This is a genomic window from Saccharibacillus qingshengii, from assembly GCF_013185195.1.
GTDB classification, from domain to species: Bacteria; Bacillota; Bacilli; order Paenibacillales; family Paenibacillaceae; genus Saccharibacillus; species Saccharibacillus qingshengii.
Genome location: NZ_JAAZWC010000006.1, coordinates 20,753 through 47,721, shown reverse-complemented (window position 1 = coordinate 47,721; position 26,969 = coordinate 20,753). Strand labels below are relative to the sequence as shown.

Here is a 26,969-nt window from a genome sequence, read left to right as displayed (position 1 = left end):
TGGGATCAATCGTCTTCACTTTCCAGCTTGCGCCATTTCCGCTGCGCGGAGCCCTGCATCAGCCAGGCCAGTACGAGACCTGCGGCCAGTGCGCCGAGAGCCAGCAGCGGATCGGACGCAAGCGTGAGCAGGAATGGCAGCCACATGCAAAAAGCGGAGACCAGCAGCACGCGAAGCATCAGACGCAGACCGGCGCGGCGGCGCGAATCTTCCGGAATCGGATACAGCGCCAACCAGAGCGAATCGGCGTGGGTCCGGCGCAGTCCGTTCAGCTGCGTGCCGATCATGAACAGCAGCAGCAGCAGCAGAGCAATACCCAACCACGATACGCGGGCCAGCAGCAGCAGAACGAAACCGACGATAACCAGGCGCGCCACCATGCCCAGCAGATCGCTGCGGATAAACGACTGGGTCAACAGGAAGCGGTAAGCTTCTTCCTGCTTCCACGGAATCTTCCGGCCGAAGCCCGACAGCCAACGCCGCCGGTATACGCGCGGATCTTCCGTCGGCACATCCACGAACCAGCCGAGCATGCGCATCGAGCGGCCGACCTGAGCCCGTTCGACCGCGATCAGCCGTTCCCACGGTACGCGGTGCTTGGCCGGGAAACGCAGAACCAGTACGTAGACAGCGGCGCCGACCAGTATCGCCGGCGCAGCGTAAGGCAGCGGCAGCTGGAACCAGGCGACGACGGCCCCTGCGGCCAGAATCCAGCGCAGCAGCATGAATCCGTCGGCCAGCCTTGCGGAGACGAAACGATGTTCCTGCCAGGCCCCATAGGCCAGCAGCAGTTTCAAGCCGAGCAGCAGGGTAAGGCTTGCCCACAAGTTGGCATGGTCTCCGGGATGTACCCGGATGTAGACCGGCCAGGCGACCAGCAGCACCAACCAGACGAGCAGCAGCTTGTAGACCACCCCTCCGCGCCAGGCGGGGGCGAAATACGCGCGCATCTTCGTTTCCAGCGGCAGCAGAAACACGGTATCCGCCGGCTGCAGATAGGTACGGAAACTGCTCCACGCCGTCAGCGGAAAGAGCATCGCCGGCAGGATCCAGCGGATCGGCAGATCCGCCGGCATATTCTGCAGCAGGGACGTATACCAAGCCGAGAACAGGATCAGCAGCAGCATGACCGTGACGGCCAGACCGCTCTGGATTATGTACGGGGTATACGGCACAATGCGGCCGAGGAACACCGAGCGGCGTTTGCCCCGCAGCGCCTGCATGCCTTCCGTCGTCATCGGCGCGATCGTTCCGGCCGGCCAGGGAAGACCGCCCGAAGCGGGCGGCGAAGCGAACCTCGCGCCTACGGGTGCCTCCCCGCCGCGCTTGGACTCCTGAGGCCCGCTCATTGAATGCCCCCGGCGCCCTCTGCCCGGACGAGCCGATCGAACATATTCTCGAGCGAAGCGCCCGGCATATTCGATGCGGTGCGGATATCTTCCAGCGTGCCCTGCACGATAATCCGTCCTTTGTGCAGAATGACGAAGCGGTCGCAGTAGTTCTCGATCGTCGACAAAATATGCGAGCTGAGCAGGATCGAAGCGCCTTCGCGGTTGACTTCGACCATGTAGTCCAGCAGATCGCGAATACCGAGCGGATCGAGACCGAGAAACGGTTCGTCGATCACGTACAGCGGCGGACGCGCGATGAAGGCGCACATAATCATGACCTTCTGCTTCATGCCTTTGGACAGATGCGAAGACAAGCTGTGTTCTTTGTCTTTCATATAGAAGAGCTTCAGCAGACGCTCCGCGCGTTCTTCAAATACCGCGTTGTCGACGCCGTAGGCTCTTGCCGTAAATTCCAGATGCTCGCGCACCGTCAATTCTTCGTACAGCACCGGAGACTCCGGTACAAAAGCAAGGGAAGCACGGTAGCGGTCGGGATCGTCTTTTAGCAGGGCGCCGCCGATCCGAACCTCGCCTTCCTTGGGCGACATCAGCCCGAGAATATGCTTCATCGTCGTGCTTTTGCCTGCTCCGTTCAGTCCGATCAGGCCGACCATCTCGCCTGTTCCGACTTCAAAATCGACCCCGTGCAGAACCGGCTTGTTGATACTGTATCCGCCGGTCAGCCTTGCTACCTGCAGGGCGGCTTGTTCACTCATTGCGTTTCACCTCTTCTATGTCTGATGCGGCACGTACCGGTGCAGCAGGCCGCGCTTCTGCCGCCGAAGATCCGGCAGCTTGGCGGGCGAATCGATCGGGATCAGGAAGGGTCCTGCGGGGACCTTTTTTCCTTCAGCCATTTCGGCGCGCCTTTGTCTTTGTTCGGCTGCTTCTTGCCGCCTTTGGGACCGCGTCCCGCAGGCTTGGCGGCAGGTTTCGGCCGAACCGCGGCCGGACCTACGTCCGCGCCTTGACGCTCCGCTCCTTCAAGAAGCGTTTCGGCCGAACGGGCCGAAGGAGCCGCGCCGCTGCGCGCAGCCGGCTTCGCCGGAGCTTTCGCGCTGTCGCTGCGGCCCGCGGAAGGACTTTTCGACGTCCGCCGCGAGCGGCGCTCGTCGGCTTCCGCCGGATCGAGAACGACGCCGTCGTACATGGCGCGCTCTTGAATCTCGGTTCCCAGCTCGCGCGAGAATCTGCGCATGATGAACGCCTGGCGATCGGTCACGATCGAGACCGACAGACCTTTGCGTCCCATCCGGCCTGTCCGTCCCGCGCGGTGAACGTAATGCTCCGAGTCGGTGGCCGGATCGAGATGCACGACCAGTTCAAGACCCGGAATATCCAGCCCCCGCGCCGCTACGTCGGTTGCGACGAGCAGACGGAACTTGCCGGAACGGAACTGCGACAGTACGGTCGCCCGTGTCACTTTGTCCGAATCTCCGTAGAGCGTCCGTGCTTCGAGGCCGAGGTGATTCAGTTTCGCTTCCACTTCGGCAATCGTATCGGCCTGATTGACGAATACGATCGCCCGCTCCGGGTTGTAATGTCGGACGACGCGGCGCAGCGTATCGATCCGGTCCCGCTGCTGGCATTCGAAATACAGATGCTGCGTCAACTTGACGAGTTTCTGTTCGGGTTCGATTCCGACATCCACGGGATCGCGCATTTCGCGTTGGGCCAAGCCGCGGACATCGGGTCCGAGCGTGGCCGACAGGAAGACCAGCTGACGGTCGCGCAGGGCTCCCTTGAGCAGGGAACGCACATCGTCCGCGCCTCCCATCTGGAAGATTTGGTCGGCTTCATCCAGCACGATCGTACGCACTTCGTGCAGCTTCAGCTTGCGCGTCGACAGCAGCTCCCGCAGTCGTCCCGGCGTGCCGACGGCCAGATGGGGCCGCTGGCGCAGCTTCTCGATCTGCCGGGCCGCCGAAGCGCCGCCGATCAGACCGATCGTGCCGATCCCGAGAGCCGCTCCGTACTTCTCCCCTTCGCGTACGATCTGCATCGCAAGTTCCTGGGTCGGCGCAATCACCAGCACCTGGGTTTCTTTCTTCTCCGGGTCGATCCGCTCCAGCAGCGGCAGCAGATAACAGAGCGTCTTGCCTGTTCCCGTCTGGGATTGGGCCAATACGTCCCGCCCTTCGAGAATAGGCGGAATCGCTTCCGCCTGAATCGGGCTTGGCGTTTCGATCCCGTATTCAAGCAGCGCAGCCGTCAGCGCTTCGCCGATGCCGAGCTGCGCAAATTGTTCGATTTCTTTTGTCATTACTTGTTCCACCTTTATGTTCAGTCATGTCCTTTCTCCATTATAGGGGGAATCTCCGCAAATCCCAAATGAAAATCCAAAAGGCGGATACGCAAAAAAGCGTCCTCCCGCTTCATGATGAAGAGGAGAACGCTTGCCGGATCGTAAGGATCAGCGGATCGTGAGCACCGGGCAGGGAGCATGCTGGACGACTTTGTGGCTGACGCTGCCGAGCAGCAGTTCGGCGGCAGGGCCGTGGCCGCGCGTGCCTACCGCAATCAGGTCGCAGCCTTCGCGGCGGGCAAACTCGCAAATCTCGCGCGCCGGGTCCCCGCGGCGCACGGCCGTTTGATAATTCAGCCCGGAATCCGCGAGCAGCGCTTCCGCCGGACGCAGCTGCACCAGGCCTTCGGCCTCGATCCGTGCTTCGGGATCGAAGCCGATCGCGGGCTCGTTCATCGAGAGCGCCTGGTCGACGTGCAGCACCGTAATCGCCGGAGCGTCCTTCAATGCGGAAGCCAGCCGGATCGCTTCTTCCAAAGCCCGATCCGCACCCGGCGAACCGTCTATCGCTACCAGAATATGTTTCATGAGTTCCTCTTCCTTTCTATGGGGGACTGGAACCGGAGCTGCTTGACCGCATCCGGTTCACTCCGCTATCAATGGCTGATCGCTTCGTCGATATGCGACAGATGGCGGCGTCTGAGCAGCAGGGCGAACACGCCGATCACGACCATGACCGCACCGAAGTAGAACGGCATTTCCGCGCTGAACCATTCCGCCAGCTTGCCGGCCAGGAACGGCGACACCGCACCGCCCATAAAGCGGACGAAGCTGTAAGCCGCCGAAGCGGTCGAACGTTCGACCGGAGCGGATTCCATAACGGCCGTCGTAATCAGCGTGTTATTGATCCCCAGAAACGCACCGGCCACGATGACGCAGACGATCACGGTGGTCGGACTGCCCATGACCGTACCGATCGCCATGGCGAGCAGATCGACCGCGAACAGCGTCAGCATGACGGCCATCGAGCGGACCGTGCCGAAACGGGCCTGAATACGGGGGGCGACAAACACGGATGTGATCGCAAGCAGCAGTCCCCAGCCGAAGAAAACATAGCCGAGTCCGTGTTCGTCCAGTCCCATCACGTAAGGCGAATAAGCCATCAGGGTGAAGAAGCCGAAGTTGTACAGGAAAGCGACGATCCCGAGCGTCATCAGCGAAGGATAAGCCAGCGCTTTGAACGGATCGGACAGCTTGCTCGTCGTTTTCGGTTTCGGGATCTTCGGCAGCAGCACGGTGACGGCCACGAAAGCCAGAGCCATCAGCACGCTGACGCCGAAGAACGGTCCTCTCCAAGAAATCGAGCCGAGTTCCCCGCCCAGCAGCGGTCCGACCGCGATACCAAGACCCAGTGCCGCTTCATACAGAATGATCGCTTTGGCCGTACCGGAAGTCGACAAACCGACGATAGCGGACAGCGCGGTCGCGATAAACAGCGCGTTGCCGAGTCCCCAGCCGCCGCGGAAGCCGACGATCTGGGCGATCGTGTCCGACGAACCGGCCAGCGCCGAGAAGACGACGGTCAGGATGATCCCGCTCAGCAGCGTTTTTTTGACCCCGATCCGACTGGAGACGAAGCCCGTAATGAGCATAGCCACGCCGGTCACGAAGTTGTAGCTGGTGAACAGCAGCGAGACCTGGCTCGGCGACGCGTCCAGCTGCGTGGCGATCGCCGGCAGGATCGGATCGACCAACCCGATCCCCATAAATGAAATGATGCAGGCGAACATGACGGCCCAGACCGCTTTGGGTTGGGACAGGAATCCGCCTTCCCTCAGCGTTTTTCCTTCCGGAGGCCGCTGTCCGGATTGGGTCATTGATGCATTCTTCATGATTCCGTTCCCTCCATGTTGTCGGTTTTCGTTCGATTTGCCTGTTCCGTTTCGAGCCGCGCGATTCCGCCGCGTACCCGCTTGCGAAACTGTTCCAGTTCTTCTTTTAACAGCAGAATCCTGCCGATTTTCTCGTCAAGCTTGCGCAGCTGCAGCTCCAGCGTTCCGTCCATTTCCTGAAGCTTCGACAGCTGGAGATCCGGTTCGCTGAGCTGCGGATACAGCTCGCGCTGACCGGTCAGCTCTTCCGCGTAGGCCATATATTCCTGGATTTCCTGCAGCGAGAAGCCGAGTACATCCCTTGCCGAAATGACGCGCTGCAGATGTTCGATATGGCTGCGCGCGTAACGCCTCGTTCCACCTTCGCTGCGCTGCGGCGCCGGCATCAGGCCGATCTCTTCGTAGTAACGGATCGTCCGCTTGGTCAGTCCAGTCTCTCGGGCCACATCGTCGATTTTGTAATCGCTCATGCTTTACCCTCCCGTCTTTTCATGATTTTTCTGAACGTTCATTAATATTTCAACATTTACATATGAATATTACTACATAATAACGTTAACGTCAACGTTAGATTATATTTTCTATGGGATTCCGCTTCCGACAAGAAAAAAGCCGGATCCGCGAAAAACTCGCGGATCCGGCTGGTCTCGTTGCTCTATTCTATTTTTTCGCCAGGTTGTGCGGTGCCCCCGGGCATCGACTTGAAACGATCGATAAACGGACGCGGATCGGTATTAACGGTATAAGAGAACACGCCGATGCTTGTGTGCAGATACAGCATGCCGATTCCCCCGCCGATCCGCCGATACGACATATCGAACACATGCGTCAGGGAAAACTCCCGGCGGTGCGTCGTAATGCGGTCGTGATACAGATCGATCTGACGGTCCGACCGGCTCCGTTTCTGCTCGCCTTCGCTGACTTCCCGCTCTACCTGATAATAAGGCTGCGAAGCTACCCAAGCCACTGGATTCTCTCCTCCCCTCTTCTCCGCGGCTTCCGCCGGAAACCGCTTTGTTCGCTTCTTCTTTCTTTTCTTGTAATGTAACGCAAAAAAAGCCCCGCGAAAACCTTCTCCTCCAATCGGGAAAAAGAATTCCGCAGCGCTCTGCGTGTCGACCGTCCGTCCGCCTTCTACTTGAGGTTCAGAAAACGTCCCGCCAGTTTGTCCGCCGTTCGCGGCATCAGTCCGTACAGCCGGACAGCGAGGCCCAAATAACGCGGAAGATCGATCTCGTCTTTGCGCGTCTCCATCATTCGCACCATCTCGCGCGCGACTTTTTCCGGCGGCAGGATAAAGCGGCTTACGCTTTTGACGTAACTGCCGCCCGGATCGGCCGTCTCGAAAAACGGCGTATCGATCGGCCCCGGATTGACGGTCGAGACCGCAATCCCGCTCCCGCGCAGCTCCTGGCGCAGCGAGTTCATGAAGCCCACGGCGGCATGCTTGGAAGCCGCATAGCCGGCCGATTTCGCCGTGGCGAATTTGCCGGCCATCGAAGCGACCGTCATGATCTGGCCGCCGCCGGCGCTTCGCATATGCGGCAGCACCGCTTTCGTGCAGCGCACGACGCCAAAATAATTCACATCCATGATGCCTTCATAGTCGGCCATGTCCATCTCTTCCGCCGTCTCGAAGAATCCGTAGCCGGCATTGTTGACGAGGATATCGATTCGGCCGTACTCTTCCATGATCGAGCGCGCCGTTTCCTGCACCGAGTCCGCGCGGCTCACGTCAAGTACGCGAATGCCGTGCGGACCGGGTACAGCTTCCGCGGCGCGCTTCAGTTTGTCTTCGGAACGGGCGGACAAGATCGGGATCGCTCCGCGTTCCGAAGCCAGACGCGCAGCAAGCGCTCCGATTCCGCTCGAAGCGCCTGTAATCCATACGATTTTGTTGGTCAGCATATAGGCGAATGCTCCTTCAGAATTCCGGATAGGGGCGTTGAAGAGATCGAATCCCGGTCAACGCGGTAAGTTCGCCTTTTCAGTTTACGAAATCAGAACTTGAATATCCAGTTCGCCGATTCCATCCATCAACAGCGGAATCGTCAGAGCCTTGTCCGGCATGATTCCGGTGAAGTCCTGCCCGTGTACCACGCTCGGAGGCGTAATGTCGACGGTCACTCCCTGGTTGGAAAGCAGAATTCCGGCATTGCCGCTGATCATGTTGCCAAGTTCCGAGATTGCGCTGCGGCTCATGTCGTCCATCTCGGTAATGGTAAATCCGCCCATCATCGCCGATACGATCCGCATCGCGACCTGTTCATGCAGACCGAAGATGATGTTGCCGCTCAATTGTCCGGTCATTCCGATCTGAATCCAGATATGGTCGGCGACCGGCTTTACGCTCTTGACGGCAAGTGTGCCTGTCGACGGAGAAATCTGGATAAGCTGATGAAGGACCAGCTTCGCCGATTCCAAAAAAGGGTTGATTATTTCTGCTTTCATTCTATCCATTCGCCCCCTGCTGCCTAGGTTTTCGGAATCACGTCGTTTGAGATTTGGAACTTTAGCATCCAATGCCTTAAGTCCTAGTCTTGAATATCCCAATTATACGCGAGAGAGAAAAATAAAGCATCTTATTTTGAGTGTTTATTTTGTTCGCTTTTCTGCTACTTATCGACGTTTTTCGACATAGATCTGACACGTAAAAGACGCACAAGAAGGCAGATGGTGCTCTTCCGGGCGTCCGGCGTCGAACTTGATGAACTTCTGTACGTATTCGGCTTATTCTTTTATCGCCAGAAAGGGATCTTTATTTTATAGCCGAAGATTCATTTTTCAAAATTTTGTGACTAAAGACAGGGTCTTCCCGCCTTTTTTCACTCCTATGGCGCTTGCTTCGGCTTGAAAGTCGGGTTTTTTTGTCTGTTTTAACGCTGAACGCACCTATCCGCTTCTTTTATTCGATCATCCCGAACGGTTTGTCCCGGTTGGACATTTCGTAAACTCGGAGCTCTTGATTCTTTTGCGGAGAAGGCTCGGCTTATTCATTGCTTTTACTTTTGTTCTTCCCCTATAATTTAAAGAATCAAGTACGCGGTGGGAGGAGAAGTTTCATGAATATGAGTCAGCTGGAGACGCTCGTAACCATCTCGAAAACGATGAGTTTCCGCAAAGCCGGGGAACTGCTCAATCTGACGCAGCCTGCCGTTTCCGCACAGATCAAAAGCCTGGAAGACGAATTCAAGACCGTTCTCGTCGATCGCAGCCAGCCGGTGACGCTGACCGATCGGGGTCTGGTATTCCTCGAACATGCGGAGCGCGTGCTTTCCGTCGTGGAGGAGCTGAAGCAGAAAATGACCGATCTCGAAGAAACGCCCCAGGGTCATATTATGCTGGGCACGACCACTTCGATCGCCATGCAGATTCTGCCGCGCGTTTTGTCCTATTTTCAAAACCAGTTCCCGCTGATCCAGACCAGTATCCAATCGATGCCTTCTTCGCAGATCTACAGTCTGGTCGAAAACGGCTCGGTCGATATCGGCATCGGTTATCTGATCGAACGCAATCCCGATCTGGAAACCTCCGTCCTCTATTACGATACGTTCGAATTGGTGGTCTCGCCCAAGAACGAACTGGCGCACAAGTCCAAGATTTCGATCGAAGATTTAAAAGACGTTCCGCTTGTGATGCTGTCTCCGGATACGGTGGGGCGACGTTTCGTCGAACAGGTGTTCAAGCAGCACGGGATTGTTCCCCGCGTCGCGATGGAACTCTCCAGCAGCGAAGAAGTCAAACGGATGGTAGAGCTCGATCTGGGCGCGGCCGTCATCTCGAAACTGTCGATTGCGCGGGAAGTGCGTCAGGGCTCGCTGATCATGCTGCCGCTGAACGAGTTCGAAGTCAGCCACCCGGTGGGCGTCATCTACCGGTCGGGCAAATATCTGAACTCCGCCATACGCCAATTCCTGGCCGATCTCAAAGGAATGCCCGAAACGCAGTTCATCGGGTCCGAATAAAAGCTGCCTATCTGAATGAAGCAAAGGAGCATCCGTCCATGAAGTTCGACCTGCATACCCATCACTATCGCTGCGGACATGCGGACGGCGATATTCGGGATTATATCGAAGCCGCGATCCGAGAAGGTCTGTCCGTGATCGGAATCTCCGATCATATGCCGCATTTATTCAGCCCGCTGGACCATCCGGTTCCGACGGTCGCCATGTCGAGACTCGAACTCGGCGCTTACGTGGAAGAAGTGCTGGATCTCAAAAAAGAATACGAAGGCCGGATCGATGTGCTGCTGGGCATCGAAGCGGATTATTTTATCGATCACGAACGCGTTTACCGCGAAGCGATCGAGCGTTATCCGTTCGATTACGTCATCGGTTCCGTGCATATCAGCGGCGGCAAAAGTATCTTTGACCGCAACCGCTGGCAGGACGTTCCGGCAGAACTTGCGATCGAAGCCAAAAAAGAATATTACCGCCTGATCGAAGCTTCCGCACGCAGCGGCATGTTCCAGATTCTCGGCCATATCGATGCCATGAAAGGCTATTATCCGGCTTTCGCCGATATTCCGGCCCAAGAAGCCGTAGAGTCGGCGCTCAAGACGATCGGAGAGCTCGGTCTTGCGATCGAAGTCAACACCTCCGGCGGCACCAAGCACTGCGGAGGCTGGTATCCGTCGGACGCCATTCTCGAGCGGGCCCTGCACTACGGGGTCTCGATTTCTTTCGGTTCCGATGCCCACAAACCTTCGCGGGTCGGCGAAGACTTCGAGGCTGTCGCCGCGAAGCTGCGGGAGATCGGATTCAAGGAATGGATCTACGTCAAACAGCGCAAGCCGGTAGCGGTTCCCCTGTAAGGCAGGGCTGCCCGGCGACCAACTGTGCCGCGCACAATGTGTACGACTCAAACAAACAGACTTCGGGAAAAATCCCGAAGTCTGTTTGTTTGAGCGGAAGAGCTTATCCACCGTCCCCTAAACGTCCCTTAAACAAAAAAAGGGACCCGGACTTCCGTCCGGGTCTAATCACTTCTATTTCAAAAGGGGGTCATATCTTATTTATACCCTATCCATGTTAGAAAACAATTTCGCTTATATTTCAATTGTGTAACAAAGCCCATCTGCCGCGAAATAAAGAAATTCTCCGCTTCAGGCCTGGGCTTCCAGCTTCTCGCGGGTCAGGGTAAAGACCACAACACCCAACTCGTCGTCACGCCGCTTTACTCCGAAACCGAACTCCGGCCGATGCTGGCGCTCCATGCCGATCTTCTCCAGAACGCGAAGCGAAGCGGCGTTCTTGACGAAGCAGCGGGCCTGAATCCGTTCCAGCTCCAAATACCGAAAGCCAAAAGCCGCCAAGGCATCGGCTGCTTCCGTCGCGTAACCTTTGCCCCAATACTCGTGCGACAGCGCGAACCCAAGCTCGGCTTTGCCGCCCCGCGCATCCCAGCGCTGGAACGAACACAAGCCGATAATTTGGTCTCCGCCGTGCAAAAAGACCCCTAGATGCAGAGCGCTTAAACTCCGGTACGATTCTTCGATCTGCCGGTAGACGCGATCCGGATTGCCTATACCGAAAGTGCGTCCCGCCGAAGCTAGATAACGGTTCACTTCGGCATCGTCAGCGCTTCGGCTCCAATTCCGGATATCCTCATGCGTCAGAATACGCAGCTCCAGCCGTTCGGTGCGGATCGGCAGCCACTCGGGCAGGCTGTCCGCAATTCGTTCTTTGTCCGCCATGTCCTTTGTTCTCCCCTCGTTCTTCGCTCAGCGATACAATTCCAGCCATCTTACGGCGTAATCGACCATCACGGACTGCCGGACAAGCCTGCATTCCGCGCGGCCGATTCGGCCGCGCCGAATCTTGGAAGCCCGCTCCGTATCAAAATCGGCGCCCATTCGCTCGAAATCGTCCGAATCGAAATTAATATCGGCAAACGACACCCATTCGGGCCCGTTTGCACCGGGCACTTTGGCCGTTGGCCGCAGTTCCTTTTTGCCGCGGTACGCCGCCCGGTATTCGCCCAAATGAAACGACGTATTCGTTCCATAGCCGGTACCGAGCATCAGCACCCAGGCATCCAACTCATACAGACGGCCGAGCGGCGAATGTTCGCCCAGCCCGTATTCCAGCGGATGATGCTCCGTAATGTAAGAAGCCTGGGGGCCCCTCGCCGCAAAAGACAGATGGGGATGCGGACTGCGCCGCGTACCGCGCTGTTTGCGGAACGTTTCCGGCACCGCACCCATTCCCCGGGTAACCGTCAGATCCGGATCGTACAGAGGCATTTCCCGGCGTACCAGATCCCACCAGAGCGGATCAAGCGGCGGGCTCATCCAGATCGCGGGATCGGTCAGATCCGACGACTGTGTCGGCATCACAAGCGTGCCTTCGTCGCCCAGCGCATCTTCCAGCCCCAGGATCACAGCTTCGGCTCCTCCCGCAATCCATCCTCCGATCGCTTTGAGAGACGAATGTACGAACAGGACCGATCCCGGTTCAACGCCCAGGGCACGGGCTTCGTCGGCAATCGATGTTCGGGTATACGGTTTTTCGACAATCATGGCAATCAGACTCCATCCTTCATTTCATTCGTTACGCCAAAAATCCGAGGAGCCCGGCAGCGGGCTTCTCGGATCTATATTCCCGGTCGAAGAAGTCTGCCGGGCGCTTCTTACTGCGCAAACCAGCGTTTGAACATTCTCTTCGTCGTTTGCTTGTTCAGCTCGGCGATCGAAGTGGTCAGCGGAATCCCTTTCGGACAAGCGCGTACGCAGTTCTGGGAGTTGCCGCATCCTTCGATGCCGTCACTGCCTTCCATCAGCATATCGAGACGGTCGTCGGCATTCATCTCGCCGGTCGGATGCGCATTGAACAGGCGAACCTGCGACAGCGCGGCCGGACCGATGAAGTCCGTCTTGTCGTTAACGTTCGGGCAGGCTTCCAGACAAACGCCGCACGTCATGCACTTGGACAATTCATAAGCCCATTGACGTTTTTTCTCCGGCATCCGCGGTCCGGGACCCAAATCGTAGGTTCCGTCGATCGGAATCCAGGCTTTGACTTTCTTCAGCGCGTTGAACATCCGGCTGCGGTCGATGACCAGATCGCGTACAACCGGGAAAGTCGCCATCGGAGCGACGCGAATCGGCTGTTCCAGCTGATCCACGAGCGCCGAGCAGGCTTGACGGGGCTTGCCGTTGATTACCATCGAACAAGCTCCGCAGACTTCTTCCAGACAGTTCGACTCCCAGCAGACGGGAGCGGTAGAGCCGCCGGTTGCGTTGACGGGGTTCCGCTGGATTTCCATCAGGGCGCTGATAACGTTCATGCCCGGGCGGTAAGGAAGATCGAACTCTTCGGTGTAGGGCTTGGTTTCCGGCGTGTCCTGACGGGTGATCACAAATTTGACTCTTCTGGCTGTGTTCTGAGATGTTTGCGGCACGGTTGTGGTTTCCGCCATGGTCGTTTTCTCCCCCATTCACTTGATATGGACAAGGCTGCGCGTTTCTTCGAAATGTGCAGCCTGTCGAGAAAGTCCTATCCGTTCTGTAAGCTTAAAGGCTGCGGGAGAAATTCATTCCGGTCGCGTGTTGAAATTGAGAAAAGAGATTGAATTTCTGTGGGATTTTCTCAATTTCAAAGGCGAACACTATCGTTCCTACACTGAATTTCTCCCTTCGCTTCTTTGCTTCACTACGGATCAGAATTTCTCAACTATACTGCGCGTTTCTTCGAAACGCGATTAGGCAAGTTTCTGCGAAACTTCGCTGAGTCTGCGCGTTTCTTCGAAACGCGATTATACATTAATCTTTGGAATAGTCGCGGACGCGCGGAGGAATCAGGGATACATCGACTTCCTCGTAGGAAATGCTTGGACCTTCCGGCGTCCAGGCTGCTTTGGTCGTCTTCAGGAATTCCTCGTCGTTACGCGTCGGGAAGTCCGGTTTGTAGTGGGCTCCGCGGCTTTCGTTGCGCAGGAGCGCGCCTTTGGTCATCGCTTCGGACAGCTCCAGCATGTTCCAGAGCTGACGGGTGAACGCGACACTGGAATTGTTCCATTTGGCCGTATCCATCATGTTGATCTTGCTGTAGCGCTGCTTCAATTCCTTGATCTTGTTGATCGTCTGCTCCAACTTGTCGTTATAGCGTACGACCGTCATATTGTCGGTCATCCACTCGCCCAGTTCGCGGTGCAGCACGTACGAGTTCTCCGTACCGCCGTCCATGCCGAGCAGTCGGTTGTAATTGTCCTGGTGCTTGGCGGTGCTTGCGTCGAACAGCGAGCTCGACAGATCGGCCGCCGATTTTTTGAGACCTTTGATATACTCGACCGCTTTCGGACCGGCTACCATGCCGCCGTAGATCGCGGAGACGAGCGAGTTCGCGCCGAGACGGTTCGCACCGTGGTATTGATACTCGCATTCGCCGGCGGCGAACAGCCCCGGAATATTCGTCATCTGGTTATAGTCGACCCACATGCCGCCCATCGAATAGTGCACGGCCGGGAAGATTTTCATTGGAATCTTGCGCGGGTCGTCGCCCATGAACTTCTCGTAGATCTCGATAATGCCGCCGAGTTTGACGTCGAGTTCTTTCGGGTCTTTGTGCGACAGATCCAGATAGACCATGTTCTCGCCGTTGATACCGAGCTTCTGGTCTACGCAGACATTGAAGATCTCGCGCGTCGCGATGTCACGCGGAACGAGGTTGCCGTAAGACGGATACTTCTCTTCGAGGAAGTACCACGGCTTGCCGTCCTTGTAGGTCCAGATCCGTCCGCCTTCGCCGCGCGCGGATTCCGACATCAGCCGCAGCTTGTCGTCGCCCGGGATCGCCGTAGGGTGAATCTGGATGAATTCGCCGTTCGCATAGTGAACGCCCTGCTGATACACGGCGCTGGCCGCGGTACCGGTATTGATGACCGAATTCGTCGTCTTGCCGAAGATGATGCCGGGTCCGCCGGTCGCCAGAATGACGGCGTCGGCGACGAACGTCTGGATTTCCATCGTGCGCAGGTTCTGCGAACTCACGCCGCGGCAGACGCCTTCGTCGTCCAGCACCGCACCGAGGAATTCCCAGTTCTCGTACTTGGTTACGAGACCCGCGGCTTCGTAGCGGCGTACCTGCTCGTCGAGGGCGTACAGCAGCTGCTGGCCGGTCGTCGCGCCGGCGAACGCCGTACGGTGAAACTTCGTACCGCCGAAACGGCGGAAATCGAGCAGGCCTTCCGGGGTGCGGTTGAACATAACGCCCATCCGGTCCATCAGGTGAATGATGCCGGGAGCGGCGTCGCACATCGCTTTGACCGGAGGCTGGTTGGCGAGAAAGTCTCCGCCGTAGACCGTGTCGTCAAAATGCAGCCAGGGCGAGTCGCCCTCGCCTTTTGTATTAACCGCTCCGTTGATACCGCCCTGCGCGCACACGGAGTGCGAGCGCTTGACGGGAACGACGGAGAATAATTCTACGGGAACGCCGGCTTCGGCCGCTTTGACGGTTGCCATGAGACCCGCAAGCCCTCCGCCGACGATAATAAGTCCGGATTTTGCCATGTCTGATTAAGTCCCCCTTAGCCGATCATTGTTTTCAACGTGGTCATCACGCTGGCCGTATTTGCAAATTCTTCTCCGCGGAAAGCGAACAGCGACAGCATGAACAGGGCCGTTACAATCACGAACAGACCCAGGCAGGCGTAGGAAGAAATACGCTGTGCGCGCGGTCCCACCGTAATGCCCCAGCTGACGAGGAACGCCCATACGCCGTTGGCAAAGTGGAAAGTCGTGGCGATGACGCCGACCAGGAAGAAGACGAAGAATCCCGGCTGCGTAACAATGTTATGCATAAAGCCGCCGAGTTCGTCGTGAGTGGTATTACCCAACGTAATCTGGAAACGGGTCGAGTACACGTGCCACACGATGAACACGAAAGCGATCACGCCGCTTACACGCTGCAGGACAAAGCGCCAGTTGCGCTCGGTCTTGAAGTGCCCCAGGTTAGGCTGGGCCTGATACGCAATATAAAGTCCGTATACGCCGTGGAAGAGCAGCGGAAGCCAGATTGCGAACAGTTCAAGGAAAAAAACTAATGGTAGATCGTTGAGTGTGTGCACCGCCTTGCGGAAGCCTTCCTGCCCGCCGTCGAAAGCCGCATAATTGGTAATTGCGTGCTCGATCAGGAACAAACTGAGCGGAATTACCCCCAATAACGAGTGCACCTTTCTGGCGTAGTAACCTTTCATCTGCCCAACCGTCCCCTTTCATCGTTCGGCACTCCGCCGCTGCCCGGAAGCAAGTTCCTGCGCGCTGCAAAATGCCATTTTAGAACGTTTTCATAAATCCCTCGCGGGAAAATGCCGCCCTGCCGACCCGCCTGCCGAAGCAAACGAACGACCGGAATTTCAAACCTATTAGGGTTTTGTGAACAAAGCGGCTTCCCTTTTTATGTTACCCCAAATTTTCGTAGAATGGAACCAATATGGCGACTTTTTGAAAACAAAAAATTCCTGCATAGTATATGTAAGCGTACATAAAGGTTAACGATTCAACAACGACTTAAACGGTCCTGAAGGCCTTGAATCGGTCTCCAGGGCGCACCGCTGCGGCTTTTTTGGCCCGGCAAGCAAGTAAGCGTTTCCATGGTTCGGCACAGAAAAAATGCGGAAATCCGCCGGATTCCTGCCGGCTTTTTCCGCATTTTCTTCTTTCTTGGGCCCCCATTTCACGAACCGGCAGCCGTCATTCTTCGATATTGACCACTTCGCGTTCAAACTGTTCGATCCGGTCGTTCGGACCCGCAATGACCATGATATCGCCTTCGCGCATCTGGTCGAGCGCCGTAGGTGCGATCGTGACTCCCGCGTCGGTACGCAGCGCCACAATGCTGCAGCCGAAGCGGGTCCGCGAATTCAGGTCCGCAACCGTCCTCTCGTTCAGACAGGTCGGCACGCGCATCTCCACGATCGAATAGTCGTCCGACAATTTGATATAATCGAGCAGGTTTGGCGTCACGAGCTGGTGCGCCACACGGATTCCCATATCCCGCTCCGGAAAAATGACCTGGTCGACGCCGATTTTCTCCAGCGCCCGGCCGTGCAGGACGGTGATCGCTTTGGCCACGACCTTTTTGACGCCAAGCTCTTTGAGCAGGATCGCCGCCAAAATGCTGGTCTGCATATTTTCCCCGATCGCCACGATTCCGCAGTCGAAATTCCGGATACCGAGCGAGCGCAGCATCTCCTCGTCCGTCGCGTCGGCGACAGCCGCATACGTAAACCGGTCGCCGACTTCTTGGACGACTTCTTCGTTTCTGTCGACGCCCATAACCTCATAACCGAGTTCGATCAATTCTATGCCGAGGCTCATGCCGAAGCGCCCCAGTCCGATGACTACAAACTGCTGTGTACCCAATACGGACACACCTCCTTAACCGATAATGATTTTGCCTTCCGGATAGCGGTACTTCTCGGAATTCTTCTTGGGCTTGAGCGCATACACCAGCGTCAGCAGACCGACCCGGCCCGCAAACATGGTCAGCGCGATCATGACCTTGCCGAATGTCGACAAGTCCGGGGTAAGACCAAGCGACAGGCCGACAGTTCCGAAAGCGGACGTCGTCTCGAACAAGATGAGCATGAAGTCGCGTCCTTCGGTAGCCGACAGCAGCATCGCGACGCTGATCACAAGCGCCAGAGAAAGCAGAATGATCGTCAGCGCCTTGAGAATACGTTCGCGCGCCAGTCTTTGCCGGAAAAAGACGACATCTTCGCGGCCCCGCATCATGGCGATCATGGCACCGATCGTGACCGCGAACGTCGTCGTTTTGATCCCGCCGCCCGTGGATCCCGGCGAAGCCCCGATAAACATCAAGATGAGCAGCAGAAACTGGGTCGCCTGGTGGAGAGCGGTCAGATCGACCGAATTGACTCCTGCCGTACGCGGACTTACCGACTGCATGAGAGCTCCCCAGAACTTCCCTCCCCAGCCGTATTGGCCAAGCGTGCCCGTATTGCCCCATTCAAAAGCCAGAATAACGGCAAAGCCGAGCAGAATAAGAGCGCCGGTAGTCGAAAGGACGACTTTGGAATGCATGGACAATTTCTTGTGGCTGCGGAAATCCGCCAGATCGGACAGCACGATAAAACCAAGGCCGCCCAATACGATCAACGCGATCGCGGTCAGATTCATAACCGGATCTTCGGCATAACCGGTCAGACTGCGAAAATCGCCGAAAATATCAAAACCCGCATTGTTAAAAAAAGAAACCGCATGGAAGATGCCGAAGTACAGCGCTCTGCCGAAAGGCATATCAAAGGATAGACGCAGCGTAAACGCCAGCGCTCCTACCGCTTCGATCGCCAGCGAATAATAAATCACGCGCCGGATCAGGCGGACGATCCCTTCCACGGTGCCCTGGTTCAGCGCTTCCTGAAGCAGCAGCCGGTCGCGCAGCGAAATCCGGCGCTGGAAGACGAGCGCGAACAGCGTCGCCATCGTCATAAATCCGAGGCCGCCGACCTGAATCAGCACCAAGATGACCATCTGGCCAAACGCATTAAAAAAAGTCCCTGTATCCACCACGACCAGCCCCGTCACGCAGACAGCCGATGTGGCCGTAAAAAAAGCGTCGATCAACGGCAGATGTTTGCCGGTTTGGTTCGAGATCGGCAGCATCAGCAGAATCGTGCCGATCAGCACCATTACCGCATAGCCCATCGCCAGAATTTGCGGCGGAGCAAATCTCAATTTGGGAACCGCTATCGCCATTTGTTCGCGTCTCCCCTTTCCGTACAAGATCAAAGTGCAAGCAGTCGTCCTATTATATCCGCACCCGTACGTTTCCTACAACAGCGACTTCGGCGGAAGCGGATCCGAAACGCCGTTTTGTGGTATCCCCTTCTCGGAATATGGTATTTTAGATAAAGGTATCCGCACGGGATACGAAATTCGGCAAGGAGGAAGAAAATGACAGACCCGCAGCAGCGCATTTTGAATGTCAATTACAAGAAGCTCGGTTTGGCCGCGGCGATCGGCCTGGTCATCTATGTTCTGTTCAACTTTACATCCCTGTTCCAGAGCGATATGACGCAGCAGCAGGAGCCGTACTCGCTGGTCAGCCAGCAGGAAGCGCAGCGGCTTGCATCGGATTTCGCAGCTTCCGAACTCGGCATTTCCGCTTCCCTCGCCGATCCGTCCGTCAGTTATCGAAGCGAATCCGAGCTGTACGGCTATCTGTCGCGCGAAAGTCTCATCAGCGAGTACGACGAGACCTATCTCGATAAGTATCCGTACGAAATGTTCCGCGTGACTTACGATTACGAGGAACAGGGCATCGAACGGATTCTGACGGTGGACGTAGGCGGAGATCCCGGACGGGTACTCGCCTTCAACGATCTTCCGGCTGCCTATGCCCGGGAGCTGACGGAAGCGAATGTGATGCCGTCGCCGATCGAAGATTTGTCCCTGCTGCCCAAAGACAAAGAGCGCATCGCCCTGCCGATGATAAGGAAGCTCGGTCTGGATCCGGCCGAACTGAAACGGGTTACCCTCGACGGCGATCCCGGCTTGTTCTATACGTCCCCTTCGGTGAAGATCGGGGACAGCGCGTTGAACGTCAACGTCACTTTCGAAGGCGACCAGGTCGCTTCGGTCCGTTCGAACTTCGGCGTACCGGCCGAATATACCGCCTACATCAAGCAGCAGACGGACTGGGCGCAAATCATGACGTACGCAGGCTACATGCTGCTGACGTTCGTTCTGGGCGTATTGGCGATCATCTATGCTTTTGTGCTCAAAAAGTATGCTTCGTTCACGCGCGGCATTTTCCTTTCCCTGTTCTATTATGCCGTATCGGTGTTCGCCGTCTTCAACTCGCGTCCTTACTTCGAAGGCACCAGCTACTCCGATCTGCTCTTCATCGTATCGCTGGTGATCCAGGTCCTGTTCGGCCTCTTCATGGCGGCTTCGCTGTACTTCTCATTTGTCGCGGGAGACGCCATGTGGCGCAGCCAGGGACGCAATATGTGGGTGCGCCGAGGAGAACCCGCCTACGGGCGCCACGTCTGGGAATCGGTCAAAACCGGCTATCTGTGGGCGCTTATCCTGCTTGCGGTGCAGGCCGTTCTCTTCTTCGTACTGGAGCGTACGCTCGGCGTCTTCTCGACGACCGACGATTCCCAGTCCACGTATAACATGATGTACCCGTGGCTGTTTCCGATCCTGGCCTGGATGGCCGGCATTTCCGAAGAAGCGATCTACCGGCTGTTCGGGATTCCCATGGTCAAAAAAGTGGTGCGCAGCACCGTGCTGGCCAGTATCATCACTTCGCTGATCTGGGCGCTCGGCCATACGCTGTATCCGATCTATCCCGTGATCACGCGGCCGATCGAGCTGCTGTTCCTCGGCCTGCTGTTCAGCTTCATCTTCCTGCGCTACGGCTATATCACGGCCATGTTCGCGCACGTGGTGTTCGACAGCATTCTGATGGGACTCAGCCTGATCTTCATGGGCACCCTCAATTATGTGATCGTAGGCATCGTCTCGATCGTGATGCCGGCGATCGTCGCTTTTGTCATCTACATGATCTACCGCAAAGACAAACCGAGTCCCGCAGGCGGCGCTTCGCCGGGCGGAGGCGGTCTTCAAGACCGGGAAGCGGAACGTCCGCAGCCGGCCGTACCGGCCGATAACGGCATCGACCGCCGCACGCCGGGCTGGTCGCTGTCCAAAGACGATCGTCCCCCTTCCGTCTAGTCCGGAACCGACCGAAATCGTCCACGCAAACAAACAGGCTTTGCCTTTTTTCTTAGGCAAAGCCTGTTTGTATTGAGCATTATCCACAGAACACATTCAAGGAAGCTTCGGCTTTTCTTTTTCAAAAGCGGCATCGGGTGCAGGAGTCCCCGCTTTCTCCAGCACGTCCTTGAAATCGTCGCGTACACTGCCTTTCCACATCTTCACGCCGGAACGGTAAGCGGATCGGCCGTTCAGATGCCCGGCTACCGGAGAGGTCAGGAACACGAACACGATCGCCAGCAGCAGCCTCGCGTCCACCACTCCGTCCACGGCCCAGAAATACAGGAAGGCTCCGCCCAGAATAAACAGAACCCCCAGCGCCGCGCTTTTGGTGGCCGCATGCGAGCGCATATACACATCCGGAAAACGAATCAGTCCAAAAGCGCTGATCGCGCAGAATACGGCTCCGGCCAGCGCCAGCAGAACGGAGATCCATTCAACGATCGTCGCCATCTTCGATCACGCTCCCTCTCTCGATGTACCGCGCCAGCACGGTCGTGCCGATAAAAGTCAGAATGCCGATCACCAGCACGATTTCGATCAGGGCCCGCGTGTCGAGCAGCATGCAGAATACGGCGATCATGGCCAGCAGATTGATGCCGATCGTATCGAGTGCAGCGATCCGGTCCGACCGGCTGGGGCCGGCGATCAGCCGATAGGTACAGCCGAGTATCGCAAGCGCCAGAATGATCAGCGCAGCGGTCAATAGAGCGGTTATCACGATCGGGTCACCTCCATAATCGCTTTTTCGAATGTGGAACGGATACCCTCGGCCATCTCGTCCGCATCTGTAATGTTCAGGGCATGAATATACAGCACCCGGTTGTCCCCGGACACTTCAAGGGTCAGCGTTCCGGGCGTCAGGCAGATCAGGCAGGACAGGATCGTGACTTCCCAATCAGAGCGGAGCTCCGTGCGGTATTCGAAAACGCCGGGCTGCAGGTTCAGCTTGGGACGCAGAATCTGGCCCATGACGACGAAGCTTGAAACCAGCAGCTCGCGCATGAAGATCCCCAGCAGCTTCAGCACCGCCCACAATCTGACCAGATAAAAAGGCTCGGGACGGAATTTGCGGACCACGAGCAGCACGGCGATCCCAAGCGTATATCCGACGACGAATCCCGGGAGCGTCCAGTTTCCGTTCAGCATCATCCACAAGAAGGCGATCATCAGATTCAGCAAAATTTGAAAAGGCATGTCGATCTACTCCTTCAATACGGCTTCGATATAGAGCGACGGGTCGGCAAGCGTTTCTCCGGCCTGCGAAACGGGGCCGTATACGCCGTTCGCTCCCACGCCCAGTCCAATCACGAACAGCAGCAGCACAACGGCCGATACGTTCGCCAGGCCCGGACGGGCTTTTGACATCTCCGCTTCGGGCTCTGTTTGCGGCTCGACTCCCCAGAAGGCTTCGCGGAAAATCTTGATGATCGAATAGAGCGTCAGCAGACTGGAAGCCAAAGCGACCAGCGACAGCGTAAGCATACCGTCTTCGAGACCGCCTCGGACGATGAGCACTTTGCCCGCAAAGCCGCTGAGCGGCGGAATGCCCGTCAGTGCAAGCGCCAAAATGAAGAACATCCATCCCAGCCCCGGACGACGGCGGATCAACCCGCCCATACCGTCCAGACGATCCGTGCCCGCCGCCGCAATCAACATCCCTCCCAGGACGAACATAAGTCCTTTCGAGAGGATATCGTGCAGCATATAGAAGACCACGCCTTCCATCCCGTCGCGCGTGCCGGTCGACAACCCGAACGCCACAAATCCTACGCCGATCAGCACGTTGTAGTTCAAGATGCGCGGAATATCGCGGTAAGCGGCCGCCCCGATCCCGCCCAGAATCATCGTAGCCGCGGCCATTCCGGCGATCCAGGTATGCGTGAGCGAAGAATCGTACGGGAAGATCAGCGTAAAGGTGCGTACGATGGCATACAGCCCCACCTTGGTCAGCAGGGCTCCGAACAGCGCCCGCACCGCGAACGGAGGCGCCGCATACGAACCCGGCAGCCAGAAGAACAGGAACAAACCGGCTTTGAGCGAGAAGACGATCAGGAACAACACGGCGATGACATTCAGTACGCCGCCTTGTCCGGCTTCCGCAATCCGCTGCGACAGATGCGCCATATTCAGCGTGCCGACAGCCGCATACAGATAAGCGACGGCGGCCACGAACAAGGTCGAAGACAAAATGTTGATCAGCAGGTATTTGGGGGCTTCGCGCATCTGCTTTTTCGAACCGCCAAGCGTAATCAGCGCATACGACGAGATCAGCATGACTTCGAAGAAAACGAACAGGTTGAAGATATCGCCGGTCAGGAACGAACCGTACACCCCGACAAGCAGAAAATGAAAGAACGTATAGTAGTAATGCTCTTCCCTTTTCTGTCCGATCGTCGAGAACGAATAGATCAGCACGGCAAGCCCCGTAATCGAAGCCGCCAGCACCAGCAGCGCCGCGAACATGTCGGCCACGAACACAATGCCGTAAGGCGGCGCCCAGCCGCCGAGCTGCAGCGTCTGAATGCCGTGCTCTCGTACCCGGAGCACGATGATGGAGGCAATCCCGACGTTCGCAATCCCGCCGAGCAGGCCGATGACCCGTTGAAGCTGTGTTTTTGTACGGAAGAACATCAATAAGACGGCAATCGCCATAGGCAAAAGGACAGGCAGCACAAGCAAATTGTTCAAGATTCTTCCTCCTTGCCGCTGACTTCGTCCGCCGCATCGATCTCATCCGTGCCGCGGGTCTGGTATGCCCGGTAAGCGAGCACGAAATACAGCGCGGTCACGCCGAAGCTGATGACGATCGAAGTCAGAATGAGCGCCTGCGGAAGGGGATCCGCATAAGCGTCGCCACCGCTGCCGAGTACGGGAGCCGCTCCGCGTTTGAGACCGGCCATGGTCAGCAGCAGCAGATGGACGCCGTGCGTCAGCAGCGACGTGCCGAGAATGATCCGCAGCAGACTTTTGGACAGAATCAGATAGACGCCGATCATGAACAGCACACCGACGGCTACAGCCATAATCCATTCCATGTCAGTCTTCCCCCTTTATCGTGAAAATAATATTCATCACAACCCCGACGACCGCAAGGTACACGCCCAGATCGAACAGCACCGCCGTCGCCAATTCCGTATCGCCCAGAATCGGCAGATCGAAATGACCAAAAGCATGGCTCAGGAACGGAACCCCGAACAGGAACGAACCGGAAGCGGTCAGAATCGCAATCGTCAGTCCGATCGCGGTCATCAGCCGGTAATCGACGCGAATCACCCGGCGCACGGTATCCATACCGAATGAAACGGCCAGCAGGATAAGCGCGGAAGCGGTCATAAGCGCCGCGATAAAGCCGCCGCCCGGATTGTTGTGTCCCGCGAAGAACAAGTAGAGCGAGAACGTAATAATGATGAGGACGATGACTTTAGACAGGGTCCGCAGCACAACGTCATTGCTGACGAGCGGGAATCCCTGTTTGCGCATCGCGGCTTTTTCCGCGGCTTCCGGATCGGGCTTGGTCTTCACGCCCAATTGGATCATGCCGTAGATCCCGAGCGAAGCGATTCCGAGAACCATGATTTCGAACAGGGTATCGAATCCGCGGAAATCGACCAGAATGACGTTGACGACGTTTTTGCCGCCGGCCGACTCGTAGCTTTCTTTGAGGAAATATTCCGAAATGGGCGCAAACGGGCTGCTGCCCATCGCGGCCAGGGCAACCAGCGTCACCGTGACGCCTACCGCGGCCGCCACGATCAGGTTCAGCCATTTGAATGCGGGTTTTTCCGTCCGGTCTTTTTTTAACTTCGGCAGATATTTGAAGCACAGCAGGAACAAGATCACGGACACCGTCTCCACGATCATCTGGGTCAGCGCCAGATCGGGAGCCCGGAAGATCAAGAACAAGACGGTGACCATATAGCCGACCGAGCCGGTAAACAAGATGGCATTCATTCTCGAACGGGCAAACGGTACGGCTGCAGCCGAGATCAGCATCACGATCACCAGTCCGACTTCGTAGAAGGTAATCGGGGCATAATCATCCATGCCGAAACGGATGCCGGGCGAGAAGAACAGCGTACCGCCGACCGCCGCGACCAGAAACAGCAGGATATAAATCAGATAACGGCGAACCGAACCGGTCATATACAAATCGGTTCCGCGGCGCCCGCCGCTTTCCAGCAGCTTCAGCAGGCCGTTATAGAGCCGGTTGAACGTATCCCGGCCGCTCCATTCGCGGTCCAGCAGCCGAAAACGCGTATACGTGCGATAGAGAACGGCGCCCAGCAGCACGACGCCAAGCGTCATAAACAGCTCGGGGGTCCAGCCGTGCCAGAAATGAATCGAGACATGGGCTTCGGACGCCGTCAATCCGGCGCCGTTCACAGCCGCCACCGCCGGGTCGATCAGAGCATAAGCCAACCCGTTTGGAATGATTGCGAAAAAGACAGCCAGCACGACCAGCAGCACCGGTGCGGCCAGCAGGCCAACCGAAGCTTCATGAGGGGTATTATCCAGCTTTTCGCGCTGCAGTTTCCCTCCGAACGTTTTGAATACGAGTATCAGGCTGTACACGAAAGTGAACACGCTGGCGGCCCAAGCCAGAATCGCAAACAGAATCATCCAGCTCTCCGCTCCGGCCGAACCGAAATTGCGGATATTGACCATGGCCGTGAAGAACATCTCTTTGCTCAGAAAACCGGCAAAAGGCGGCAGCCCGGCCATCGAAAACGAACCGATCAGCGCAATGGTGAACGTGACCGGCATCAGACGCATCAATCCGCCCAGATTGCGAAGATCGCGGGTATTGGCTTCATGATCGACGATACCGACGACCATGAAGAGCGAACCTTTGAATACGGCGTGATTGATCAGATGAAAGACCGCGGCCGTCGTCGCCAGACTGAAGAAAACCCCTTGTTCGGTTCCGGGGAAAAAGGCCGATGCCGAACCCGCGCCGAGCAGACACATGATCAATCCGAGCTGACTGATCGTGGAATAGGCGAGCAGCGCCTTCAGATCGGTCTGCTTGATCGCTTTGAACGATCCGTACAGAAGCGTTGCCAGACCGGTCAGCGATACGATCCAGAACCATTCGGAAGCGCCGGCGAACACGGGACTCATCCGGGCGACCAGATAAAGGCCCGCTTTCACCATCGTAGCCGAATGCAGATACGCGCTGACCGGCGTCGGGGCTTCCATGGCGTCCGGCAGCCAGATATGGAAAGGGAACTGGGCCGATTTCGTAAACGCGCCCAGCAGAACGAGAATCATCGCCGGCAGGAACAGCGAATGGCCGGTCAGGTCCGCGGCCTGCGCCGCGATCTCCCGGATGCTGTACGAACCGGTCATCACGTACAGCAGGTTGAATCCGGCAAACATGGCCAGACCGCCGAATACGGTAATCAGCATAGACTTGAGCGCCCCGTAGCGGGAGCGCTCGCGGCGGTACCAGAACGCGATCAGCAGAAACGAAGCGACGCTGGTCAGTTCCCAGAACGCGTACAGCACCATCAGATTGTCCGACAGCACGACGCCGAGCATGGAACCCATGAACATCAGCAGGTAGACGTAGAAGCTGCGCAGCGATTCCATCCCTTTGCCCATATAAAATATGGAATACCAGACCACGAGCGCTCCGATGCCCGTAATCAGCAGAACGAACAGAAGGCTCCATCCGTCAAGAACAAGCGACAGATCGATGCCGAGACCCGGCATCCAGGGGATCGAGGCGAAGATTCCTTCTCCGCTTCGGGTACGCGGAAGCAGGCCGATAAAGAAAATGAACAGCGCGGCGGGCACAGGCAGTACGGCCCAACCCGGGTGTATGCGGGGCAGCCTTTTCATCAACGGAATCAGGGCGGCCCATAAAAACGGAAGTAAAATAGCGGCATGCAGCACGTTTAAGCGTTCCTCCTTTCACGATTGCGATTGTTTACGATTGTGATTTGATCCATTCCCCCTGCACGATTTTCAAATATTCGGCCTGTCCGTTCCGGTTCGTCTTGAACAGACCGCTGTCGAAGTCGGTATCCAGTTCCCGGAAAAAGATGCCCGGGATCGCGTCGTCTCCGGAAGCTTCCCTGCTGAGCGTGTATCGCCCTTTGCGGGGAACCAGATAGGCAGGGAAGCCTTTTTCATGCGTTTCTTCAAGCAGTTCCGGATAACGCTGCACCGCCACGATATGCAGATCGGTCGCACCGATCCGCTCCAGCAGTTCGTCGACGAAATCACCGTGCGCGATTTCGTGCCAGAACGACTGGATCGCGCGGCCAATCACGATCTGGGTGACGCCGAATTCTTGGGCCGCTTCCGCAATGACATCGGGAGCTTTGCTGCCTCCGCTGCATGCGCGTACGAGGAATTCGCCTCCGCACTCTTCCGTCTGTTTGCGCCAACCTGCCACATAACGTTCTTTTTCCAGATTGTATTCTTCCCGCTTGGCCGGAGCGACCGTCAATACCCGCAGCGGCGCGCCCAGCAGCTGGGCCAGACGGCTTCCTCGCTGGATCAAACGCTGCCCGTGCGGACCGTAATGTACACAGACCAGAATACTTTCCTGTTGATTTTCCATTTCCACTTTGCAGCCCCTCCACTTTGTTATTTTCTGTCTATTACCCTTTAAAAGTCTTTAAAAAAGCACAAAAAGAGCCCGCTGTTGGCAGGCTCCTCCGGGTAAATCCTATACAATTACT

The 26,969-nt window shown here is 57.0% G+C and carries 26 protein-coding genes; 3 read left to right on the top strand and 23 right to left on the bottom strand.

What is annotated here, in order from left to right; all coding sequences use genetic code 11:
• Positions 1 to 5: 5 nt before the first annotated feature.
• The 9 genes from HRQ60_RS07140 to HRQ60_RS07100 form a co-directional block, all read right to left on the bottom strand.
• Positions 6 to 1,349: an ABC transporter permease gene (locus tag HRQ60_RS07140; RefSeq protein ID WP_172194968.1), complete on the bottom strand. Its 1,344-nt coding sequence runs from the start codon at positions 1,347 to 1,349 to the stop codon at positions 6 to 8.
• Positions 1,346 to 2,107, bottom strand: a complete 762-nt coding sequence (locus HRQ60_RS07135; protein ID WP_172194967.1) for an ABC transporter ATP-binding protein — start codon at positions 2,105 to 2,107, stop codon at positions 1,346 to 1,348. The genes HRQ60_RS07140 and HRQ60_RS07135 overlap by 4 nt, the downstream gene beginning before the upstream one ends.
• Positions 2,108 to 2,208: 101 nt before the next feature.
• Entirely contained in the window at positions 2,209 to 3,654 is a 1,446-nt protein-coding gene (locus HRQ60_RS07130; RefSeq protein WP_172194966.1) for a DEAD/DEAH box helicase, read from the bottom strand.
• A gap of 150 nt (positions 3,655 to 3,804) precedes the next feature.
• Positions 3,805 to 4,224: a universal stress protein gene (locus tag HRQ60_RS07125; protein ID WP_172194965.1), complete on the bottom strand. Its 420-nt coding sequence runs from the start codon at positions 4,222 to 4,224 to the stop codon at positions 3,805 to 3,807.
• Between the two features lie 68 nt (positions 4,225 to 4,292).
• Complete coding sequence (locus tag HRQ60_RS07120) at positions 4,293 to 5,513, bottom strand: MFS transporter (RefSeq protein WP_172195105.1); 1,221 nt, start codon at positions 5,511 to 5,513, stop codon at positions 4,293 to 4,295.
• 11 nt (positions 5,514 to 5,524) lie between these two features.
• Positions 5,525 to 5,998 carry a MerR family transcriptional regulator gene (locus tag HRQ60_RS07115; RefSeq protein ID WP_172194964.1) on the bottom strand — a complete coding sequence of 158 codons (474 nt, stop codon included), beginning with the start codon at positions 5,996 to 5,998 and terminating at the stop codon, positions 5,525 to 5,527.
• Positions 5,999 to 6,183: 185 nt separating this feature from the next.
• Positions 6,184 to 6,495 carry a hypothetical protein gene (locus HRQ60_RS07110; RefSeq protein WP_172194963.1) on the bottom strand — a complete coding sequence of 104 codons (312 nt, stop codon included), beginning with the start codon at positions 6,493 to 6,495 and terminating at the stop codon, positions 6,184 to 6,186.
• A 167-nt stretch (positions 6,496 to 6,662) separates the two neighbouring features.
• A complete protein-coding gene (locus HRQ60_RS07105) occupies positions 6,663 to 7,436 on the bottom strand; it encodes an SDR family NAD(P)-dependent oxidoreductase (protein ID WP_172194962.1) in 774 nt (257 codons plus the stop codon).
• A gap of 84 nt (positions 7,437 to 7,520) precedes the next feature.
• Positions 7,521 to 7,979, bottom strand: coding sequence for a chemotaxis protein CheX (locus HRQ60_RS07100; protein WP_172194961.1), 459 nt, complete (start codon positions 7,977 to 7,979; stop codon positions 7,521 to 7,523).
• Between the two features lie 611 nt (positions 7,980 to 8,590).
• On the opposite strand from HRQ60_RS07100, the gene HRQ60_RS07095 reads away from it, so the two are divergent.
• Complete coding sequence (locus HRQ60_RS07095) at positions 8,591 to 9,493, top strand: LysR family transcriptional regulator (protein ID WP_172194960.1); 903 nt, start codon at positions 8,591 to 8,593, stop codon at positions 9,491 to 9,493.
• 38 nt (positions 9,494 to 9,531) lie between these two features.
• Positions 9,532 to 10,341 carry a histidinol-phosphatase gene (locus HRQ60_RS07090; protein ID WP_172194959.1) on the top strand — a complete coding sequence of 270 codons (810 nt, stop codon included), beginning with the start codon at positions 9,532 to 9,534 and terminating at the stop codon, positions 10,339 to 10,341.
• A 291-nt stretch (positions 10,342 to 10,632) separates the two neighbouring features.
• Here the strand turns inward: HRQ60_RS07090 and HRQ60_RS07085 are convergent, their stop codons facing one another.
• The 7 genes from HRQ60_RS07085 to HRQ60_RS07055 all read right to left on the bottom strand — a co-directional run bounded on the left by HRQ60_RS07085 (position 10,633) and on the right by HRQ60_RS07055 (position 18,246).
• Positions 10,633 to 11,223 carry a GNAT family N-acetyltransferase gene (locus HRQ60_RS07085; protein WP_172194958.1) on the bottom strand — a complete coding sequence of 197 codons (591 nt, stop codon included), beginning with the start codon at positions 11,221 to 11,223 and terminating at the stop codon, positions 10,633 to 10,635.
• A 27-nt stretch (positions 11,224 to 11,250) separates the two neighbouring features.
• Positions 11,251 to 12,048 (bottom strand): AAC(3) family N-acetyltransferase, encoded by a 798-nt coding sequence (locus HRQ60_RS07080; protein ID WP_172194957.1) that lies wholly within the window; start codon positions 12,046 to 12,048, stop codon positions 11,251 to 11,253.
• Between the two features lie 110 nt (positions 12,049 to 12,158).
• Positions 12,159 to 12,947, bottom strand: a complete 789-nt coding sequence (gene sdhB, locus HRQ60_RS07075) for a succinate dehydrogenase iron-sulfur subunit (RefSeq protein ID WP_172194956.1) — start codon at positions 12,945 to 12,947, stop codon at positions 12,159 to 12,161.
• Positions 12,948 to 13,290: 343 nt separating this feature from the next.
• On the bottom strand, positions 13,291 to 15,036 hold the full coding sequence (gene sdhA, locus HRQ60_RS07070) for a succinate dehydrogenase flavoprotein subunit (protein ID WP_172194955.1): 1,746 nt from the start codon (positions 15,034 to 15,036) through the stop codon (positions 13,291 to 13,293).
• 17 nt (positions 15,037 to 15,053) lie between these two features.
• Positions 15,054 to 15,722, bottom strand: coding sequence for a succinate dehydrogenase cytochrome b558 subunit (locus tag HRQ60_RS07065; RefSeq protein WP_172194954.1), 669 nt, complete (start codon positions 15,720 to 15,722; stop codon positions 15,054 to 15,056).
• A 496-nt stretch (positions 15,723 to 16,218) separates the two neighbouring features.
• Positions 16,219 to 16,890 carry a potassium channel family protein gene (locus tag HRQ60_RS07060; RefSeq protein ID WP_172194953.1) on the bottom strand — a complete coding sequence of 224 codons (672 nt, stop codon included), beginning with the start codon at positions 16,888 to 16,890 and terminating at the stop codon, positions 16,219 to 16,221.
• 15 nt (positions 16,891 to 16,905) lie between these two features.
• Complete coding sequence (locus tag HRQ60_RS07055; RefSeq protein WP_172194952.1) at positions 16,906 to 18,246, bottom strand: TrkH family potassium uptake protein; 1,341 nt, start codon at positions 18,244 to 18,246, stop codon at positions 16,906 to 16,908.
• A 198-nt stretch (positions 18,247 to 18,444) separates the two neighbouring features.
• On the opposite strand from HRQ60_RS07055, the gene HRQ60_RS07050 reads away from it, so the two are divergent.
• On the top strand, positions 18,445 to 20,232 hold the full coding sequence (locus HRQ60_RS07050; protein ID WP_172194951.1) for a CPBP family intramembrane glutamic endopeptidase: 1,788 nt from the start codon (positions 18,445 to 18,447) through the stop codon (positions 20,230 to 20,232).
• Between the two features lie 96 nt (positions 20,233 to 20,328).
• Here the strand turns inward: HRQ60_RS07050 and mnhG are convergent, their stop codons facing one another.
• The 7 genes from mnhG to HRQ60_RS07015 are packed head-to-tail and all read right to left on the bottom strand — an operon-like array spanning position 20,329 to position 26,848.
• Positions 20,329 to 20,727, bottom strand: coding sequence for a monovalent cation/H(+) antiporter subunit G (gene mnhG, locus HRQ60_RS07045; RefSeq protein WP_172194950.1), 399 nt, complete (start codon positions 20,725 to 20,727; stop codon positions 20,329 to 20,331).
• Positions 20,711 to 20,995 carry a Na(+)/H(+) antiporter subunit F1 gene (locus tag HRQ60_RS07040; protein WP_172194949.1) on the bottom strand — a complete coding sequence of 95 codons (285 nt, stop codon included), beginning with the start codon at positions 20,993 to 20,995 and terminating at the stop codon, positions 20,711 to 20,713. The genes mnhG and HRQ60_RS07040 overlap by 17 nt, the downstream gene beginning before the upstream one ends.
• Complete coding sequence (locus tag HRQ60_RS07035; protein ID WP_172194948.1) at positions 20,992 to 21,471, bottom strand: Na+/H+ antiporter subunit E; 480 nt, start codon at positions 21,469 to 21,471, stop codon at positions 20,992 to 20,994. The genes HRQ60_RS07040 and HRQ60_RS07035 overlap by 4 nt, the downstream gene beginning before the upstream one ends.
• Before the next feature lie 6 nt (positions 21,472 to 21,477).
• Entirely contained in the window at positions 21,478 to 22,965 is a 1,488-nt protein-coding gene (locus HRQ60_RS07030) for a Na+/H+ antiporter subunit D (protein ID WP_172194947.1), read from the bottom strand.
• On the bottom strand, positions 22,962 to 23,312 hold the full coding sequence (locus tag HRQ60_RS07025) for a Na(+)/H(+) antiporter subunit C (RefSeq protein ID WP_172194946.1): 351 nt from the start codon (positions 23,310 to 23,312) through the stop codon (positions 22,962 to 22,964). Before HRQ60_RS07025 ends, HRQ60_RS07030 begins: the two co-directional genes overlap by 4 nt.
• 1 nt (position 23,313) lies before the next feature.
• Positions 23,314 to 26,175 (bottom strand): Na+/H+ antiporter subunit A, encoded by a 2,862-nt coding sequence (locus HRQ60_RS07020; protein WP_172194945.1) that lies wholly within the window; start codon positions 26,173 to 26,175, stop codon positions 23,314 to 23,316.
• Positions 26,176 to 26,209: 34 nt separating this feature from the next.
• Positions 26,210 to 26,848, bottom strand: coding sequence for a universal stress protein (locus tag HRQ60_RS07015; RefSeq protein WP_216671505.1), 639 nt, complete (start codon positions 26,846 to 26,848; stop codon positions 26,210 to 26,212).
• Positions 26,849 to 26,969: the final 121 nt, after the last annotated feature.